Raw genomic sequence first — 16957 nt, 5'->3', positions numbered from 1 at the left:
TATCATCTTTCTTTGTTTGTAATAGCTCTGGTTCCCATTCGAATGTTTACTCGAATGGTTGGATTTGCGTACAAGATGCGCCAATTCGACCCTTCAGAAGAAGAAGCTGAGCACTACCTTTGTTTTTCAGGTGATAACATGAGCAAGCCCATTAATATTCCCGTGGTCGTAGAGAGTGGAAAAAAATATAAAACATCTCACGGGGTAACAGCAATTAAAGACGGAGTAAAACCAACAGGGCTAATCTATGAGCGTTTACCGAAACCTAAATGGCTGCGCGTGGTAAATCATACTACTCCTGAATATCATCAAGTAAAAGAGCAGGTGCAAAAACATCGTTTAGCGACTGTTTGCGAGGAAGCAAAGTGTCCTAATATTGCTGAATGTTGGTCGCATGGTACTGCTACAATTATGTTAATGGGAGCTGTGTGCACACGCGCCTGTCGTTTTTGCGCAGTAGACACTGGGAATCCTCATGGTTGGTTGGATTTGCAAGAACCAGAAAATACAGCCAATACAGTTGCCTTAATGAATTTAGATTATGTCGTGTTAACTTCCGTAAACAGAGATGATTTATCAGATGGTGGCGCCCATCATTATGCGCAAACTATCCGTGCGATTAAACGACGCTCTCCTAAAACTAAAGTGGAAGCATTAACTCCTGATTTTCAAGGAGTAGAAAAAGATATTGCCGTATTATTGGATAGTGGTGTCGATGTATTTGCACAAAATGTTGAAACAGTAGAACGTTTGACTCATCCAGTACGAGACAATAGAGCCGGATATGCACAAACATTAAATGTTCTTTCATTTGCTAAACGCTACAGACCTGACGTTTTGACCAAAACTAGCTTGATGCTAGGTTTAGGTGAAACGGATGAAGAAGTTATCCAGACAATGGATGACTTGCGTGTCCATAATGTAGATATTCTTACGCTGGGGCAATATTTGCAACCAACAAGAAATCATTTACCCATTGCGCGGTACGTGACTCCCGAAACCTTTGCTGAATTGAGGCAGATAGGATTAAAGAAAGGCTTTTTTGAAGTAGCTTCCGGGCCTTTAGTGCGTTCAAGTTATCGAGCAGACCGAATATTTAAACAAGATAATTTAGGTTTAGATAATTAACTCCATATTTTGCTCGGGTGGAGTTGAAACCCGGGAAAAGAATTTTTCCCAGGTTCCATGTGTTTATAAAAGTAAATTTCTTTATAACTTAATGGACAAAGAGTCGGTGTTTGAGTTTTCATCTTGAGGAGGTTGATATTTTTGCAATTGATGTTGCAAGAAACCCACAACTTTATTAGCAATCATCTGACTATAAGCCATTACTTTTTTCTCATCTTTAGGATGCTTGAGTTTAACATCTGCCAATTCAACAGCTAATTTATCAGCCCACTCCTTACATAAGTAAAAATTTCTATCTATCTTGTATAATTGAGCGATATATTGACCATGTGTTGAGTTAAGAATTTTAGAGATTTGGGTTATTGTTTCTATGGTTACTTGAGTAACAATTTCAGGTATTAATTCTTTTTCAATTTTTAATTCTTTTTTACTGCTACTACTGGTTAGTTGCTGCTCCAAGAGAGTTTGTATCAGTGTTTTGAATGAATGAAAATTCATGATCACAGGTGCATCAATACTTAATGAATCATTTAATTGTGTGCTTAATTCCGTATAGGATTCTTCAACCATTCCCGACTCAATAATCAATTGAGCAATCTTATTTAATTGTGCACTTATGCCTTCTAGGATTTCTTTAGGCTGTTTGAGTACAAATTCGCGTAAGGAAGTGATTTCGGTTAGAGTGTGTACTTCTTTCTCACTCAGTGCAAGCTCAGGAGGTAATTCTGGGTTAATTAATATATTAAACTTCATTAACATTAATTCGGCACGCAAAGAGCGAGCTTTTTCTATTGCATATTTTCGTAGTGCCGCATTCAATTTTGGTGGTTCTTTGGTTTCAAACTCTGTCGGCTTGTTATTGAGATTACCATTGAGCATCGCTTCTAATACTGCATTTTGAAAATAATGAAAAATCCACTCTCTGTTCACCTGAACATTTTTGTCCGAATACCAATTTGTATAGATTGGATCAAGCACCTCTAATAAAGCACGTATTTCTTTAATCACTTTTGATTTTAAAGGATAAAGATGACGATTTTTTTCATACTGCACCATAACATTGAATGCCATTGAAGACTTTAAGAATTTTGCGCCTCGAGCTTTAGCGTCAGTGCTGGTCTTTTTTTCAAAATAATTCTCATAAGCAACAGTATCACCCCATAAAGCACACGTAGATTCATCATTTTTTATCAATTCATCCAAAGTAATATGCGTAAAAAGAGGGTGGTTTGTATTGCTTAAACTTAAGCTGCGTTTGAGAGGTTTAGAAGTGGAAGCTTCGTCTTGCAACTTATTTTTTTGTTGCAGGAAAAAAGAACTTTTTTGTCTTGTAATAGTGGCTTTAGGGGCAGTGATTTTATCCTTTATTTCGTAAAGATGATCGACGCTTTGGTAGGGCTGGCCGAAAGTTTTAACGTCTTTAATTATAATTTCACCCTTGTCATGGGTAATTCCCGAAAATTTCTTAAATAGTTCAAGAGACATTTTAGGTAAAAATTGAACTTCATTGTCCTTTTTGATGCAATACAATAAGCATGTGGCTTGATTGGTTTTTTCATTCAATTCCCAAACTAGTGGATGTCCCTCGAATGTAATATCTCGAAAATAAATCTTCATATGAATGCACTCTAGTTAAAAAAAGCATGGTACGAATTACGTACTTAACAAGCAAGCCTATCTTTATATTTTTATAGTAAAAACAGAGGAGGTATTTATTTAAATAAATGTTAAATGCATAGGAAGACTATAAGAGGACTCTGTTTTGTGTAGAGCGCCAAGCTTCTGCTTGGCACCTGAAGGATATATTTGAATCGTTTAATAGCTGCTCTGCACTCTAACCTAAAATCACGCCGCGTTTTTTCATTATTTTTTGCAAAACATAGGCGAAAAGATACATCATAATACCTAGTCCCATAGCACAGAGACCTAGAACCAAATAATAGTTTTGATAATAAGGAAGACTTTCAATAGGTGAATGGATGGTATTAGGAATAGCTACCCATGCAGCAATTCTTCCCGATATAGCATGTGCTAAAGAACTGGCGAGGTACCACACACCCATGGCAAAGGCAATTGAGTGTTTATCACAATATAAACCTACCATGCTTAAGCCGATCGCACTGACCCATAATTCTGCAATAGAAATGAGGATATAGGTTAAAGCAATATAGTTGCCATTAATTATGCCGGTGGTGGTTGTCGAAGCCGCGCAGGACATCACTAAAAGTGCAATTCCTGCAAGCGCCGTACCTGCTGCAAATTGATAGGGAATGGTAAAGTGTGGAAATATTTTATAGAAACGCGGTAGTTGACTGCCAATAGCTAAGATAAGTAGTGGATTTAATATTTGATAATGAGCTGGTGAAACGGTTAAACCAAATAAATTATGGTCGGAATTATTTTCAGCAAATAAAATTAATGTGCTATTCATTTGGTTATAAATAACAAAAAAAACAACGGCTTCAACAATGAGTAGCAACGCAACCATTTGTTTGTCACGAACAATACCATGAAGAGTTAACGTTTTTCTTAAAAACCATACAATTCCTATACCACATCCGGTGGCGATAATTGTGCTGGCAATGTAAACATGAGAATAGGCAAATAAAGTGAGAGTATAGATAGTGGCTATATAAGCAATTAAACGAACTATGCCTGACTTGGAAAATTTAGATTGGTCTTTACCCCAAATGACATTTTCATAAATGGAATAGCGCTTAGCAAAATTTAAAGCAGCAATCGATTTTCCTACGAAAGTCAAAGTCAGAATAGAAAGCGGTCCATAGCGACTTTCAAAGAGTAGTGGGGCTATTAAAGTAGCTAACAGTGCGCCCACATTAATTGCTATGTAGTAGTATGTCATCGCTGATTTTGCCTTAATGGCATCATCTGAATAAATATGCGAGACCATGCTTGAAGAAGTTCCCATTAAAAGAGAGTTAGTGGCAGGAATAAATGCATATGCAGCAATAAAAAAAGTATCTCCTAGAGAACTGACTGTGTAGCCACTAAGCATAATCAGTAAATAGGCAAGCGCTAATAAGATACTTCCAAGAAGTATGGATCTCCTAATTCCCACTACCGTGTCAGCCATATACCCACCTAACATGGGCATCAAATAACCCATGGCATGGGCTACTCCAATAAAAGCATAGGCTTTGGCTTGGCTATACCCTAGACCTTGAGACCATACAGGGCGGGTTAAAAACAAAACTAAGATGGTGTTCAGTGCATAGACAGAGAATTGGCTCCAGAAGGTAATAAATATGATGTTATTGGCTTGTTTTTGTCGGAGAGCCAATTCAGGTAAATAATTCTTCACTTCTTGAGAAATCATTTTTCCTACCTCACTACCCAAAGATAATTATCAGATTATCATTTTCTAGCAAGAACGACATCAATTATGTGAGTATCGTGATAAGGAAAAGTGAATATTTTGCTAAATAGACGCTTAAGTCTTTGAATCAAAAAAATTTTTGGCAGCATTCTTATGGATAAAGTATTAAGAAACCATGTTCCCTCTATACCGAAAAGGGCTAATTCATCAATCGTGTTTAATGTTATGGGTATTTCTAGACGTTGATGAGCGATGACTTCAAATTGGTGGTGCTTGAATGCGTGCATCAATTCATTATTATTCGCAGCCACTGTGGTATTTTTTACAATAGATTTATAATAATGACCCACAACACTGCTTAATATGGAGTCCTCTGTAATAAATTCTGCTAGACGTTGTTGAGCGACAGGAAATGAATCATAGGTTGTGGTAATCATTGAAAAATGACCATTTGCTCGAGTAAGTAGTTTGGCTTCGTTAAATAAAACTTTAATCGGAATATAAGCATTAATAAAATGAGCCAAAATTAAATCTTGGCTATGGGGTGGTAAGAATTTACTGGCTTGTGCAGCACTACCTTCTATGGTGATGAGGGGTAATGTTTCACTAGCATGTTTTAACATCTCTGCAGATACATCAATTCCAGTGAATTCTGCCTGCGGCATAATTTGTTGCAGTTTTTTTAGAAACGCACCATCACCAACCCCCAAATCAAGAATTTTATAATGAGGTTTCATTCCCAAATAAAAGCGCTTCATTTGTTCAATTGCGACTTGGTGACTCTGGCTAATTGCACCAAAACGATTAGCCATAGCATAGTGTTCAGCGATGTCGTTGTACATGGCCTTCAAGGACATGCAAAATTTCCCGTTTAATAATGTTTGGTAAGTATATCCCTAAATGAAGGAAATTTGCGACTGGTCATCAAGGAAAAATTAATTAATTCGTTTTTTCGGACTTACAGACAATCATTTTTTCAGATTATATTTTGCTCTTTTTCGCTCAAAATAGACCCTAATATTATTTTTGTTTGAGGGATAATCCTTTATATATCTAAAATAAATGGGTCACACGTATGTATGCAATTAATCTTCAATTTACTAATTTAATTGGTTTTAAGGGAAGTTAGAGAAAAAATTTTTGCACGAAACCGTGTAAAAAGAGATAATTTACCCGTTTTCTTAATACTCTGTTAATAATCACAGTGTAAAATTAAATTCGTATAGCAAGTATTTTTTTGTCTTAGTCTTTTTTGGCTATCAAGAATACCATGGATAGCGTTCTGTGGAGGAATAGATAGCTGCTTTGTTAGGGAGATTTTTATGTTAATTTTGACTCGGCGCATCGGTGAAACCTTAATTATTGGTGATGATGTTAATATTACCGTGTTAGGTGTGAAAGGTAACCAAGTTCGCTTAGGTATTAATGCACCTAAAGATGTATCTGTACATCGTGAAGAAATTTATTTACGCATACAACAAGAAAAACAATCAGACGAGTCTGAAGAAGCAGTATAAATCGATTTCCTCGCAGTTCATCCAGTTCCGAGCATGTAAAAATGCTCGGGACGAACCCTTAATTTTTATTTATATCCTCACATTTAATAATTCCATATCATTTTTCATGAAGTGATGTATCTCCTGAAGAAAGAAAATGCATAGTTCCTCCTTCATCTTGCAGTATTAATTGTCCTAATGGATTAATTCCACAAGCAACTCCAGATAGTGTGTCTAAAGATTGTGTGACTTTTATATTTTTTCCAAACAAATAATCCGATTTATTCCATTCATCCATAAAATAGTTTAGGTCATGGTGAATAAATTTATTCAAATAACGTTCCAAATTGATAATCAGCTTTGCAATGAGAATATTACGATCAAAGTATTGTTGGGTTATTTCATATAAGGAGCACCAGGGTTTCTCTGGAAGAGGGTGGTTTTGTGTATCCGTATTAACATTTAAACCAATACCGATGATAACTTGAATACTACCATTGGATTCTGCCAATATTTCAATCAAGCTACCGCATAACTTTTTATGGAACCACAAAATATCATTTGGCCATTTAATTTTGATATTCGATGAGATATCTAATTCATTGAGCGTTGCTGCTATTGCCAAACTGGTCACCAAACTTAACCCTGAAAGTTTGGTCAAATCGTAATTGAGATTCCAACGACTTGAGCAATAAATATTTTCGCCAAATGGCGAGTGCCAGTGGCGGCCAAACCGACCTCTCCCTTGAGTTTGAATTTCAGCACAACAAATATCTACAGTATTTGTAGGAGGCAAATCTTTAAGATAGCGATTTGTAGAATCAATAGAAGTAACCACATGTACATTGTATGGAGGCATTTTTTTTTGTAACTCAAGGTGCTCCGTAATGTGTTCTTTATTTAATAAAAGCAGAGGGCTAGTGAGTTGATATCCTTGATGTCTTATTCTTTTTATAGGAATTCCTGCCGCAATTAATTGATTAATTTGTTTCCATATTGCCGAGCGGGTGATACCTATAGTTGCTCCCAATTCAGAACCACTATGGCAGTTTCCGTCGCCAAGCAACTGTAATAAATTGAGTTGTGAAGAAGTGAAGTACATTGGTTTAAACCTAAAAAATTAAAGTGTTATTTTCTTGTAGATGAATAAATCCATGTCTGATTTCTCTTACTGTAGGGTGATGGCATAATGCGCCACTGCAGGCAACTTCAGGCATAAAAGAGCGTAATTGCCAAGTTATGTTATGTAAGGGATCATCTACCAATTGTTTGGTTGGCATAGAGATGGGAACACTAAAATGTTTGGTTGGGTATGAAAGACCTAAGCCACACGCTTTAATAAATGCTTCTTTTTGGGCCCAAACATGAAAGAAAATGGCAGGTTTTAGAGCAGGTGGAACTTTAATAAACTCTTCATATTCTTGATCAGAAAATAAATTTTTTGCGATCCCTTCATAAGGCCGAGCGGAGTATTGTTCTATGTCCACACCCATGGGGAAGTTCTTTCCCACTGCCAGTAATGCCAAATCGCCAGTATGGCTGATATTAAATTGCAACTTTGTTGCATTAATTACCTCGGGCTTACCGTGATCATTATAGGTAAATTCCAAATGTTCCGCTGGAATATTTAGATATTTTGCTAAGATGATTCTCATAGTTGCTCTAGCAGTAGAAAAACGGCGTTTGTGTCTACTAAAATAAAATCGTTCGGCACGCGCTTGCTCATCTCGATTTAAAAATTCATATGCATTTCTTAGTTCATGTGTTAAAGAAAATTGCCAAAGGTCAATTCGAGCTTCGTTTAAGACGCAGTTTTCTGTATTTAAAGGGTTGAATCCAGTAATGATCATATGCTTTGTTTGAATCTGGCATCAATTGTCGGTTAAGGTTATCATATACCATGATATTTAATTCACCAAAGAGTATTCAATGAGCCGACAATTTTTGGATTTTGAGCAACCCATCGAAGAGTTGAATCAAAAAATTGAAGCACTTCGCATGATAGGTCATGATAACGAAGTGAATTTAAGTGATGAAATAGCGCGACTTCAAGCAAAATGTTCTGAGCTAACTTCACAAGTTTTTTCAAACTTAGAACCTTGGCAAGTGGCACAAATGGCAAGACATCCGCTAAGGCCACAAACAACAGATTATATCGAACGTATTTTTACTGATTTCCAGGAACTCCATGGAGACAGGAGCTGTTCTTCAGCTCCTGCAATTATTGGGGGCTTGGCGCGTTTAAATGGTGAACCTGTAATGGTCCTTGGTCATCAGAAAGGTAAACGTACTAAAGAAAAAGTGTACCGTAATTTTGGTATGGCGCGTCCAGAAGAGTATCGAAAGGCTCTACGCTTGATGAATATGGCTGAAAAATTCAAATTGCCTGTTTTTACTTTCATCGATACCGCCGGAGCATACCCAGGGATCGGTGCCGAGGAACGCAATCAATCTGAAGCAATTGCCCGTAATCTATTTGTTATGTCACGTCTTAAGACACCCATCATTTGTGTGGTTACAGGAGAAGCAGGATCTGGAGGTGCATTAGCGATTGGGGTTGGAGATCGTATTTTAATGCTCCAGTTTGGCATTTATTCAGTAATTTCTCCCGAGGGTTGTGCGTCAATTCTATGGAAGGATGCATCCAAAGCAAGTGAAGCTGCACGTGCAATGAGAATAACTGCAGATAAAATTTTCGAAAATAAATTAATTGATCTCGTAGTGCCTGAACCGCTAGGTGGCGCTCATCGTAATGTGGATGAGATGGCTGCTCGATTAAAGGATCTTTTAGTGAGTGAGTTACGCAACTTAAAGAAATTATCTTTAGATCAGCTAGTCGAAAAACGATATCAAAAATTCATGGCAATGGGAGCAAGTGATTAAACCTTTATTAAGTGCCGAGTGGTGTTCTCGCCTGAGTCATTTTAATAAATTAGTTGTGGGTTTTAGTGGTGGGCTTGATTCAACAGTGCTCTTGCATGCTCTTGCTTCCCACCCCACTTTACTGACCAAATTAGTCGCAGTGCATGTGAATCATGGTATTAATGCCAAGGCCTCTCTTTGGCAAGTTCACTGCGAGCAGTTTTGTCATGATTTGGGAATTCCTTTCATTACCCAGTCAGTTCAATTTGATCGTTCTGCAAATGTTGAAGAGGGTGCACGTATTGCACGTTATGCGGTTTTTTCTTCATTAATGGCAGCACAAGATTGCTTGATTTTAGGACATCATCTCGACGATCAGGCAGAAACAGTACTTTTACAACTTTTTCGCGGAGCCGGAATTGACGGTTTGGCTGCTATGACTGATTTTAGTCAACTTGAAGTAGGAGCGATTGCCAGACCTTTTTTAAGCCATTCTCGTGAGCAATTGCAGCATTATGCTGCGTTACATCAATTAAGCTGGATTGACGATGAGAGTAACCAAGATATTAGCTATTCTCGCAATTACCTCCGTCAACAAATTATACCTGAGTTGCAACAAAAATGGCCTGGAGTTGTGGGTAATATTGCAAGAACGGCGCTTCATTGCCAACAGGCAAAACGTAACCTAGAGGTACTTGCAGCGCAAGATATGGTCGTAGAAGAAAGCCAAGAGGCATTAGAAAGGGATTTTTTATTGCTCACCCCATTACATCAATTCAGTCGGGACCGTATTGCAAATGTGCTAAGAGTGTGGTTGAAGAATAATCAAGTCCAACTCCCTTCAGCTGCCACTTTTCGACGTTTGATTGATGAAGTAATTTTTGCCAGTCAAGATGCAGCTCCTGAAGTGAGTTGGGGGGAAGTGATCATCCGTCGTTATCAGAAGTATTTATATTTAGATAAAAAAAATGTGAGCACTTTAACTTCCTGCGTTGAATGGTCTGCATTTCCCTTACCCTTAATCCTACCTAATACTGGCATTAATTTACTGGCAAAAAAAAGCAGCCAGGGATTAGTAATACCTGCTAATACCAAAATATTTGTCCGTTTTAGGCAAGGAGGAGAAGAGTTTTTTTGGCATGGGCAGACCAAACGGCTAAAAAAATTATTCCAAGAGTGGGGGGTTCCCCCATGGTTGAGAGAGCAAGTTCCCTTGGTTTATTTTAATGATACACTTGCGGCAGTTGTAGGTTTCGCAATGAGTGATTTATTTTTTTCTAAAGAGCACCCTGAGGGGTGGATTTTCGTTAATTGATACTATGGTGTAGCCTTAGAAGCGGAACCGTAATTTCCTGGTAGAAACATTCCCCGGCTTCTGCTTCGCTTCACCAAGGCTATAGCTAAATGCAATAGTATTTAGAAATATAGACTTGAGAAAACTTGTTTCAAGTCTTTATTTTAGATTTAATTAGAAACCGAAACTGGGACTTTCTAGATCACCTCGCTCTTTTTGGGTGAGCTCTGTATCTTATTCGTATGCAATTTCCATAGCATTGTTCACATTATTCCTTAGCTCTTGCGCGTTTGTTGTCAAACCATTTATCTTGAGGAGTCAATATTTTGATTAAACGTGCTGTCCTGTTTAGCTTTGTGCTAATTTTTTTGAGTTTTAAAAATAAGATTAAATTCTCCCTCTTCACTCATCCACTCGCGAGCAGTAATTTCATTATTTTACCATGATCTAAAAAAGAGCGAGATGGCTCATGGTAAAGCATAAAACACAAGTATCAAGCAAATGAAATTAAATAATTTTGTTTTGCTCACTAAATCATTTTGATTTTTATTAATCTCATTTAGATTAATAGATTCATAAAATTTCAATGGTGTTCGTCATGAAAAGCATCTCAGAAATTAAAAAATTACTTGCCCTATGCGACAACCCCGCCAACATATCAGTAGACCTTATGGCTTTTTTCTTATATTTAAAAGAAATGAAGCGAGTGAAAAAAAGGGGAAACTTTAAAGCATTCGCAATCAGCACCGATGAAATAGATTTGTTACATGAACTTATTGAACATATGATTGAATATTGCAAAAGCGACCTAAAATTTCAAATCGCAATTTCAAAATGGGATGGAAGTGAACAATTAAATCATTGGTCTTTTTTAGAGTTTAATTTTAAGAGAATCACGAGTCGTCCGACATTGGATATTTTGATTTGTGATCCATTGGGCTTCGATCAATCGCTTGTTTTAACGAGCTTATTAAGCAGTAAAATGAAATTTGGTATTTTAAGTGAAGGATGCGCGTTAAAGGTTTATATCCCTACAGATATTTTGCAAATCAAAGGTCGTATCTGTGCCTATTTTGTTACCGATAGTATTTCGATGCTATCCAATCAAGAGAGTTACTGTCCAATTTATGATTATATGGACTCTCATCAACAACAAGAAAAAATACGCGCCGCTGTTGACACGTTGAATAAATTTCGTACGTCTATGTCTTGTTGTTATATGGAGGATGAGCTTGATAGTATATATCAGTTTAATCTCGTTGTTAGTTCTTTACCCGTTCGACTTTTACGCATGAAACAATCAACTAGCGATCTAGAACGCGAAGTTCGAGACTCTGAATTTAGAGATGAAATTGTAAACAGTAAAGAAGAAACTGCATGGGGATCTATTGATAGAAATCTATTTTTTGTTAGAGACCGCCTAGACCAAGAGCAGTACAGAAACCTAAGGGTCAATAAGAAAATGGAAAAGGTGGTAGGAGCCGTGAGTGAAACATCCTCTTTATTGAGTTCCTCAGAGGATGTTCAACAGATCAATGAAGGAATACAGAGACATCGTATATCCGGTTTAGAAAAATTAATAAAACAAGACAGCGATCAATGCCATCTAAGTTATTCTTAGCACTCTGGCAAATTAACTGCTAAGCCTCCCATAGAAGTTTCCTTATAAATACTTTGCATGTCCATTCCAGTTTGTTTCATAGTTTTGATTACTTTATCCAAAGAAATTTGATGTTGACCATCACCAATGAGAGCCATTCGTGTTGCATTCACGGCTTTTACAGCACCCATAGCGTTTCGTTCGATGCAAGGGATTTGTACTAAACCTAATACTGGATCACAGGTCATACCTAAATGATGCTCCATTGCAATTTCTGCAGCATTTTCTACTTGAGCTACAGTGCCACCAAGAACAGCAGTAAGACCTGCTGCAGCCATAGAAGAAGCAACGCCCACTTCACCTTGACATCCTACTTCAGCACCTGAAATGGATGCACCCTTTTTATAAAGTATGCCTATCGCAGCCGCAGTAAGAAAATAGGTATAAATATCCTCATGGCTCATTTTATCATGGGCGCGTTGGCAATATTTAAGTACGGCAGGAATAATACCTGCGGCACCATTGGTCGGCGCAGTAACAATACGGCCACCGGCCGCATTTTCTTCATTCACAGCCATGGCATAAAGATTTAACCAATTCATGATATCAGATTGTTCGAAAACGCTCTTCACTCCTTTTTCGTTCATAAGCTTTTTATATAAATCAGGAGCACGTCTTTTTAAATTAAGCCCTCCTGGCAAGATCCCTTCGTGTTGGCATCCATTGGTAATGCAATCATCCATTACTTTGGCAATGGCTAAAATACCGGAATGGATTTCATCTACGCTACGCCATGTTTTTTCATTGAGAAGCATTAATTCAGCAATACTCAAGTTATTTTTTTGGCAAAGTTCTAACAGTTGGGTGGCTGTAGAAAAAGGGTAAGGAGGTGGATTCGTATCTTCAGTGGCTTTGGAAAAATCTTCTTCCGTAGTGATAAAACCACCACCAATTGAATAATAAACTTGTTCAATTAATACATTATCGTGAGCGTCAAAGGCTGAGAAACGCATGCCATTTGAATGTTTGGGTAAGAGCTCTTTTTGTAAAAAGAGAAAATCAGTAGCTTCGTTAAAATTAATGTTCTTTTTATCTGCTAGGTTAAGCGTATGAGAACTAAGTATTTCGTGCATACGAGGCACCATAGATTCTGGAGCTACAGTCTCGGGTGTTTTATTTTCCAACCCATTTAAAATCGCCTTATCGGTACCATGGCCTTTTCCGGTTAAAGCAAGTGAACCATAGAGTTCTATTTTTACTCGTTGAACCTCATTCATGAGTTGTCGGTCTTCAAGTAATTTTAAAAAGGCATTAGCTGCAAGCATTGGACCTACAGTATGAGAACTTGATGGGCCAATTCCAATGGAAAATAAATCAAATACACTGATGTTCATGTGTTCATCTCTAGTTACAATTAGTGCAAAGTGTAGAGGGATCTTAATTATTTGTCTATTTTAATTATAGTTAACTATTGACTTTATAATTTGTCATATATTTTTGCAGCGACTGAAATCGACATCGGAGAAATGTATTAAGAGTTTCTAATGCGATGTACTTTATAATATAGTTACAATTAATCGTATACAAATGCTGGTAATTTCATGTAATTTTAGGCAGAATTATGATGCATTTTAGTTAGAATGCAATGTCTTCAATATAAAAATTGAGAAGATATGCACAATAGAAAGACTACAAGGGGATTCTTTATGAAGATGAAATTGGTCACTGCGGCCATTATGGGGCTGGCAATGTCTACTGCAATGGCTGCTACTGATGCTACATCGCTTGTTACGGATAAGGATAAATTATCTTATAGTATTGGTGCTGATTTAGGAAAAAACTTCAAAAATCAAGGTATTGATATTAATCCGGAAGCATTGGCTAAAGGAATGCAAGATGGTATGTCTGGTGCCCAATTGATTTTGACCGAACAACAAATGAAAGATGTTCTGAATAAATTTCAGAAAGATCTGATGGCAAAACGCAGCGCAGAATTTAACAAGAAAGCTGAAGAGAACAAATCTAAAGGCGACGCTTTTTTGTCAACTAACAAGTCAAAATCTGGTGTAGTTGTATTGCCTAGTGGTTTGCAATATAAAGTTATTGAAGCAGGTACAGGTAACAAGCCTAGTAAATCTGATACAGTAACTGTCGAATACACAGGTACTTTAATTGACGGTACTGTATTTGATAGCACTGAGAAATCAGGTAAACCTGCTACATTCCAAGTATCACAAGTAATTCCTGGTTGGACAGAAGCATTACAATTGATGCCTGCTGGTTCTACATGGGAAATTTATGTACCTTCAGACTTAGCCTACGGCCCACGTAGTGTAGGTGGTCCTATAGGTCCAAATGAAACTTTAATTTTCAAAATTCATTTAATCTCTGTGAAAAAAGCCTAATCAATGTAGAAGGGATTTCCTTCCTTATTGTATCCTACTCCTTAAAAATGGGAGTAGGATTTTTCTTTTAGATAAAAATTCTACTGCCTTTAAGAGATCTGCATGTGAATAAACGCCTATTTATTATTTTCATTTTAGGTTTTTCCTCTGGCTTACCGATGGCATTAGTCAGTAGTACCTTACAGGCATGGTTTGCATACAGTGGAATGTCAGTCCTTGCTACCGGAACATTAAGTCTAATTAGTTTACCCTATGCTTATCGAATTTTTTGGGGACCTATTCTCGATCGCTATTCTTTATTCAGCATGGGTAAAAGGCGGAGTTGGATTATAAGTATGCAATGTTTATTGCTTCTTGGATTTAACTTAATCGCCTGGTTTACCCCCGAACAATACCCTAAATTGATGGCGTTAATTGCTTTAGTTTTAGCTTGCTTTTCTGCTACTCAAGATATTGCGATCGATGCACATCGAGCTGAATATTTACCCGTTAGTGAACATGGGTTAGGAGCTTCTTTAGCAGTATTAGGGTACCGGATTGCGTTATTGTTATCGGGTGGTTTGGCCTTGATTATGGCGCAGAAGCTCGGTTGGGCTTTAACCTATCGATTTATGGGTATTCTGATGATTGCGGGCATGTTTGCTGTGGTCTTTAGTAAAGAACCGAGTCTTGAAACCAAAGAAAAGAATAATTTTGGTATGTCTTTTATCGCTCCGCTTAAGGAATTGCTTCTACGTCCCGGCATAATTCCTCTTTTGCTGTTTATTTTTTGTTATAAGATGGGTGAAGCATTTACAACCACTACAAGTGGGATTGTTATGCCTTTCTTAATCCAAGGGCTTGGTTTTTCTTTAGAGACCATTGGCTACATCAATAAAATGTTAGGGGTTGGAGCCATTTTGCTTGGAGGTTTGGGGGCGGGCTTTTTATTAATACGTTGTTCGTTATATCGTTCCTTACTTTTTTTTGGCTTATTACAAGCATTAACCAATGTGCTATTTCTTGTATTGGCCATGGTAGGGAAGAACGTTACCTTACTGGCCATTGCAGTATTTTTTGACAATTTCGCAGCAGGAATGGGCTCTACAGCTCTAGTTGCTTTATTCATGCGCTTAGTGAATAAGCAATATACTGGAACTCAATTTTCGATGCTTGTGGCTTTATCAACAATACCCCGTATTATTTCTGGACCTGTTGCTGCAAGCATTCAAATGGCGATAGGGTGGGTTGGTTTGTATGAACTTTCTATTTTATTTGCTTTAGCGTTTATCCCTTTTTTGATTTTGATCAAAAATCAAACTAAAGAAATCCGACAAGACCTAAACACTGTAGAGAAAGAAGGCCAATTAAATCCAATACAATAATAAGTTAATTGCATGTATTTTTTAGTCTGGTCGCAATACACTGAACGCGATAAGAGAAGTCCAGTGATAATTTAGATTATTGGCCGTACTATGGCATGGTGTAATAAAATTAGCACAACATTGTCAAGTTAGTATTTATAAATAAATGCGACTGCTTTCTATAGTGGCTATTAAAATCAAACCAAGCTAATCCCAAATAGTAGGAAGCTCGTTCACAATGAAATCCTTGCCCTATTCTGCCATCTTGTAAATAAGGAATGTTGCTATAATTTTAGTAACCCCTGATTATAAGGAAACATAATAAAAAATATGCGATATTTATTTCTTACTTATTCAATGACCCATGTACAGGTATCTAAAATTGAATCGTTACTTAAAAAATAGCACGAATCTATTGTTTAGGTTTGCTGCTACTTCTCCAACCTTAGCCGTACTGGTCGCGGCCCTATTTTTTGGTGCAAGTACTCCATTCGCAAAATATCTTGTTGGTCAAATTTCTCCTATATTGTTGGCTGGGTTACTTTACATTGGTAGTGGTTCAGGATTAATTATAATCCGCGTGATCAAAGATCGGGGCTTTAGCCCTTCTGGTCTGGTAAAAGGCGATTGGTTTTGGTTATTAGGTACGATGATTTGTGGCGGAGTACTGGGTCCCATTTTATTAATGGAGGGTTTGCAACAAATAAATGCAGCAAGTGCATCCTTACTTTTGAATTTGGAAGCAGTTTTTACTGCTTTGATTGCTTGGTTTATTTTTAAAGAACATACAACAAAGCGTATTGTGCTTGGTATGTTTTTAATTGTCGCCGGAGGTATTTTATTATCTGTCCCTCATGGCACTCTGACTCCAGAAAATATATTTGGCTTTATTTGCATCGCAGGTGCATGCTTATTTTGGGCTATAGACAATAATTTGACTCAAAAAATTTCTGCTGGGGACCCTTTTTTCATAGCGGGAATTAAAGGACTCGTTTCGGGAATTGTAATTGTCGCTATATCTCTTTCCTGGGGAATAAAATTACCCGATTACGTAATTATGAGTTATGCCTTGTTAACTGGTTTTATTGGTTACGGAGCCAGCCTGGTTTTATTCGTGCTTGCTATACGTGAGCTTGGTACTGGAAGAACCGGAGCTTATTTTTCTACCGCACCATTTATCGGCGCACTTATTGCAATTGTATTTTTTCATGAGGCTACCTCAATTTCTTTTTGGATTGCAATGGTGCTAATTGTCATTGGTGTTTGGTTGCATCTCTCGGAACACCATCAACATATACACACGCATGAAACGCTTGCTCATACCCATTCTCATCTCCATGATGAACACCACCAGCATAGTCATGATTTCCCATGGGACGGTAAGGAGCCTCACATTCATGCTCATGTGCATCCGCTTATGAAGCATTCGCATCCGCATTATCCTGATATCCACCATCGGCATAAACATAAGTGAACAACAGCATCATCCCCA

14 protein-coding genes are annotated in these 16957 nt (G+C 37.4%); 8 read left to right on the top strand and 6 right to left on the bottom strand.

Going from position 1 to position 16957, the window contains the following annotated elements; translation table 11 throughout:
- The first annotated feature begins 138 nt into the window (after window positions 1-138).
- Window positions 139-1128: a lipoyl synthase gene (gene lipA, locus ACWTE2_RS20560; RefSeq protein WP_182393682.1), complete on the top strand. Its 990-nt coding sequence runs from the start codon at window positions 139-141 to the stop codon at window positions 1126-1128.
- 81 nt (window positions 1129-1209) lie between these two features.
- Here the strand turns inward: lipA and ACWTE2_RS20555 are convergent, their stop codons facing one another.
- The 3 genes from ACWTE2_RS20555 to ACWTE2_RS20545 form a co-directional block, all read right to left on the bottom strand.
- Window positions 1210-2745, bottom strand: coding sequence for a hypothetical protein (locus tag ACWTE2_RS20555; RefSeq protein WP_454784129.1), 1536 nt, complete (start codon window positions 2743-2745; stop codon window positions 1210-1212).
- A 217-nt stretch (window positions 2746-2962) separates the two neighbouring features.
- Window positions 2963-4465: a peptide MFS transporter gene (locus ACWTE2_RS20550; RefSeq protein WP_454784128.1), complete on the bottom strand. Its 1503-nt coding sequence runs from the start codon at window positions 4463-4465 to the stop codon at window positions 2963-2965.
- A gap of 38 nt (window positions 4466-4503) precedes the next feature.
- Window positions 4504-5322, bottom strand: coding sequence for a class I SAM-dependent methyltransferase (locus tag ACWTE2_RS20545; RefSeq protein WP_454784127.1), 819 nt, complete (start codon window positions 5320-5322; stop codon window positions 4504-4506).
- 465 nt (window positions 5323-5787) lie between these two features.
- On the opposite strand from ACWTE2_RS20545, the gene csrA reads away from it, so the two are divergent.
- Entirely contained in the window at window positions 5788-5982 is a 195-nt protein-coding gene (csrA, locus tag ACWTE2_RS20540) for a carbon storage regulator CsrA (protein WP_010654169.1), read from the top strand.
- A gap of 97 nt (window positions 5983-6079) precedes the next feature.
- On the opposite strand, the gene ACWTE2_RS20535 is transcribed toward csrA, so the two are convergent.
- Together ACWTE2_RS20535 and ACWTE2_RS20530 are read right to left on the bottom strand one after the other, a co-directional pair.
- Complete coding sequence (locus ACWTE2_RS20535) at window positions 6080-7063, bottom strand: biotin--[acetyl-CoA-carboxylase] ligase (protein ID WP_454784126.1); 984 nt, start codon at window positions 7061-7063, stop codon at window positions 6080-6082.
- A gap of 10 nt (window positions 7064-7073) precedes the next feature.
- Window positions 7074-7811, bottom strand: coding sequence for a 4'-phosphopantetheinyl transferase family protein (locus ACWTE2_RS20530; RefSeq protein WP_454784125.1), 738 nt, complete (start codon window positions 7809-7811; stop codon window positions 7074-7076).
- A gap of 79 nt (window positions 7812-7890) precedes the next feature.
- Here ACWTE2_RS20530 and ACWTE2_RS20525 point away from each other — a divergent pair, with 79 nt between their 5' ends.
- The 3 genes from ACWTE2_RS20525 (at window position 7891) to ACWTE2_RS20515 (ending at window position 11738) form a co-directional block, all read left to right on the top strand.
- Window positions 7891-8844, top strand: a complete 954-nt coding sequence (locus tag ACWTE2_RS20525; protein WP_182391091.1) for an acetyl-CoA carboxylase carboxyltransferase subunit alpha — start codon at window positions 7891-7893, stop codon at window positions 8842-8844.
- Window positions 8837-10138, top strand: coding sequence for a tRNA lysidine(34) synthetase TilS (gene tilS / locus ACWTE2_RS20520; RefSeq protein WP_454784124.1), 1302 nt, complete (start codon window positions 8837-8839; stop codon window positions 10136-10138). The genes ACWTE2_RS20525 and tilS overlap by 8 nt, the downstream gene beginning before the upstream one ends.
- Before the next feature lie 577 nt (window positions 10139-10715).
- Window positions 10716-11738 (top strand): hypothetical protein, encoded by a 1023-nt coding sequence (locus ACWTE2_RS20515; protein WP_454784123.1) that lies wholly within the window; start codon window positions 10716-10718, stop codon window positions 11736-11738.
- Here the strand turns inward: ACWTE2_RS20515 and ACWTE2_RS20510 are convergent.
- Entirely contained in the window at window positions 11735-13111 is a 1377-nt protein-coding gene (locus tag ACWTE2_RS20510) for an L-serine ammonia-lyase (RefSeq protein ID WP_454784122.1), read from the bottom strand. The two genes, ACWTE2_RS20515 and ACWTE2_RS20510, sit on opposite strands and share 4 nt — an antisense overlap.
- Window positions 13112-13423: 312 nt before the next feature.
- On the opposite strand from ACWTE2_RS20510, the gene bamJ reads away from it, so the two are divergent.
- The 3 genes from bamJ to ACWTE2_RS20495 all read left to right on the top strand — a co-directional run bounded on the left by bamJ (window position 13424) and on the right by ACWTE2_RS20495 (window position 16939).
- Window positions 13424-14122 carry a BamJ family beta-barrel-assembly machinery protein gene (gene bamJ / locus ACWTE2_RS20505; protein WP_182391087.1) on the top strand — a complete coding sequence of 233 codons (699 nt, stop codon included), beginning with the start codon at window positions 13424-13426 and terminating at the stop codon, window positions 14120-14122.
- 104 nt (window positions 14123-14226) lie between these two features.
- Window positions 14227-15486, top strand: coding sequence for an AmpG family muropeptide MFS transporter (locus ACWTE2_RS20500; protein ID WP_454784121.1), 1260 nt, complete (start codon window positions 14227-14229; stop codon window positions 15484-15486).
- Window positions 15487-15847: 361 nt separating this feature from the next.
- A complete protein-coding gene (locus tag ACWTE2_RS20495) occupies window positions 15848-16939 on the top strand; it encodes a DMT family transporter (protein ID WP_454784120.1) in 1092 nt (363 codons plus the stop codon).
- Window positions 16940-16957: the final 18 nt, after the last annotated feature.

The organism is Legionella nigrisilvae (genome assembly GCF_977063395.2).
The sequence above is the reverse complement of the archived record's forward strand: the minus strand, read 5'-3'. Positions and strand labels throughout refer to the sequence as shown.

Excerpts from the sequence above, each read along its gene's own strand:
- lipA (WP_182393682.1), top strand. The coding sequence starts at position 139 with ATGAGCAAGCCCATTAATATTCCCGTGGTCGTAGAGAGTGGAAAAAAA.
- ACWTE2_RS20555 (WP_454784129.1), bottom strand. The coding sequence starts at position 2,745 with ATGAAGATTTATTTTCGAGATATTACATTCGAGGGACATCCACTAGTT.
- ACWTE2_RS20550 (WP_454784128.1), bottom strand. The coding sequence starts at position 4,465 with ATGATTTCTCAAGAAGTGAAGAATTATTTACCTGAATTGGCTCTCCGA.
- ACWTE2_RS20545 (WP_454784127.1), bottom strand. The coding sequence starts at position 5,322 with ATGTCCTTGAAGGCCATGTACAACGACATCGCTGAACACTATGCTATG.
- csrA (WP_010654169.1), top strand. The coding sequence starts at position 5,788 with ATGTTAATTTTGACTCGGCGCATCGGTGAAACCTTAATTATTGGTGAT.
- ACWTE2_RS20535 (WP_454784126.1), bottom strand. The coding sequence starts at position 7,063 with ATGTACTTCACTTCTTCACAACTCAATTTATTACAGTTGCTTGGCGAC.
- ACWTE2_RS20530 (WP_454784125.1), bottom strand. The coding sequence starts at position 7,811 with ATGATCATTACTGGATTCAACCCTTTAAATACAGAAAACTGCGTCTTA.
- ACWTE2_RS20525 (WP_182391091.1), top strand. The coding sequence starts at position 7,891 with ATGAGCCGACAATTTTTGGATTTTGAGCAACCCATCGAAGAGTTGAAT.
- ACWTE2_RS20515 (WP_454784123.1), top strand. The coding sequence starts at position 10,716 with ATGAAAAGCATCTCAGAAATTAAAAAATTACTTGCCCTATGCGACAAC.
- ACWTE2_RS20510 (WP_454784122.1), bottom strand. The coding sequence starts at position 13,111 with ATGAACATCAGTGTATTTGATTTATTTTCCATTGGAATTGGCCCATCA.
- bamJ (WP_182391087.1), top strand. The coding sequence starts at position 13,424 with ATGAAGATGAAATTGGTCACTGCGGCCATTATGGGGCTGGCAATGTCT.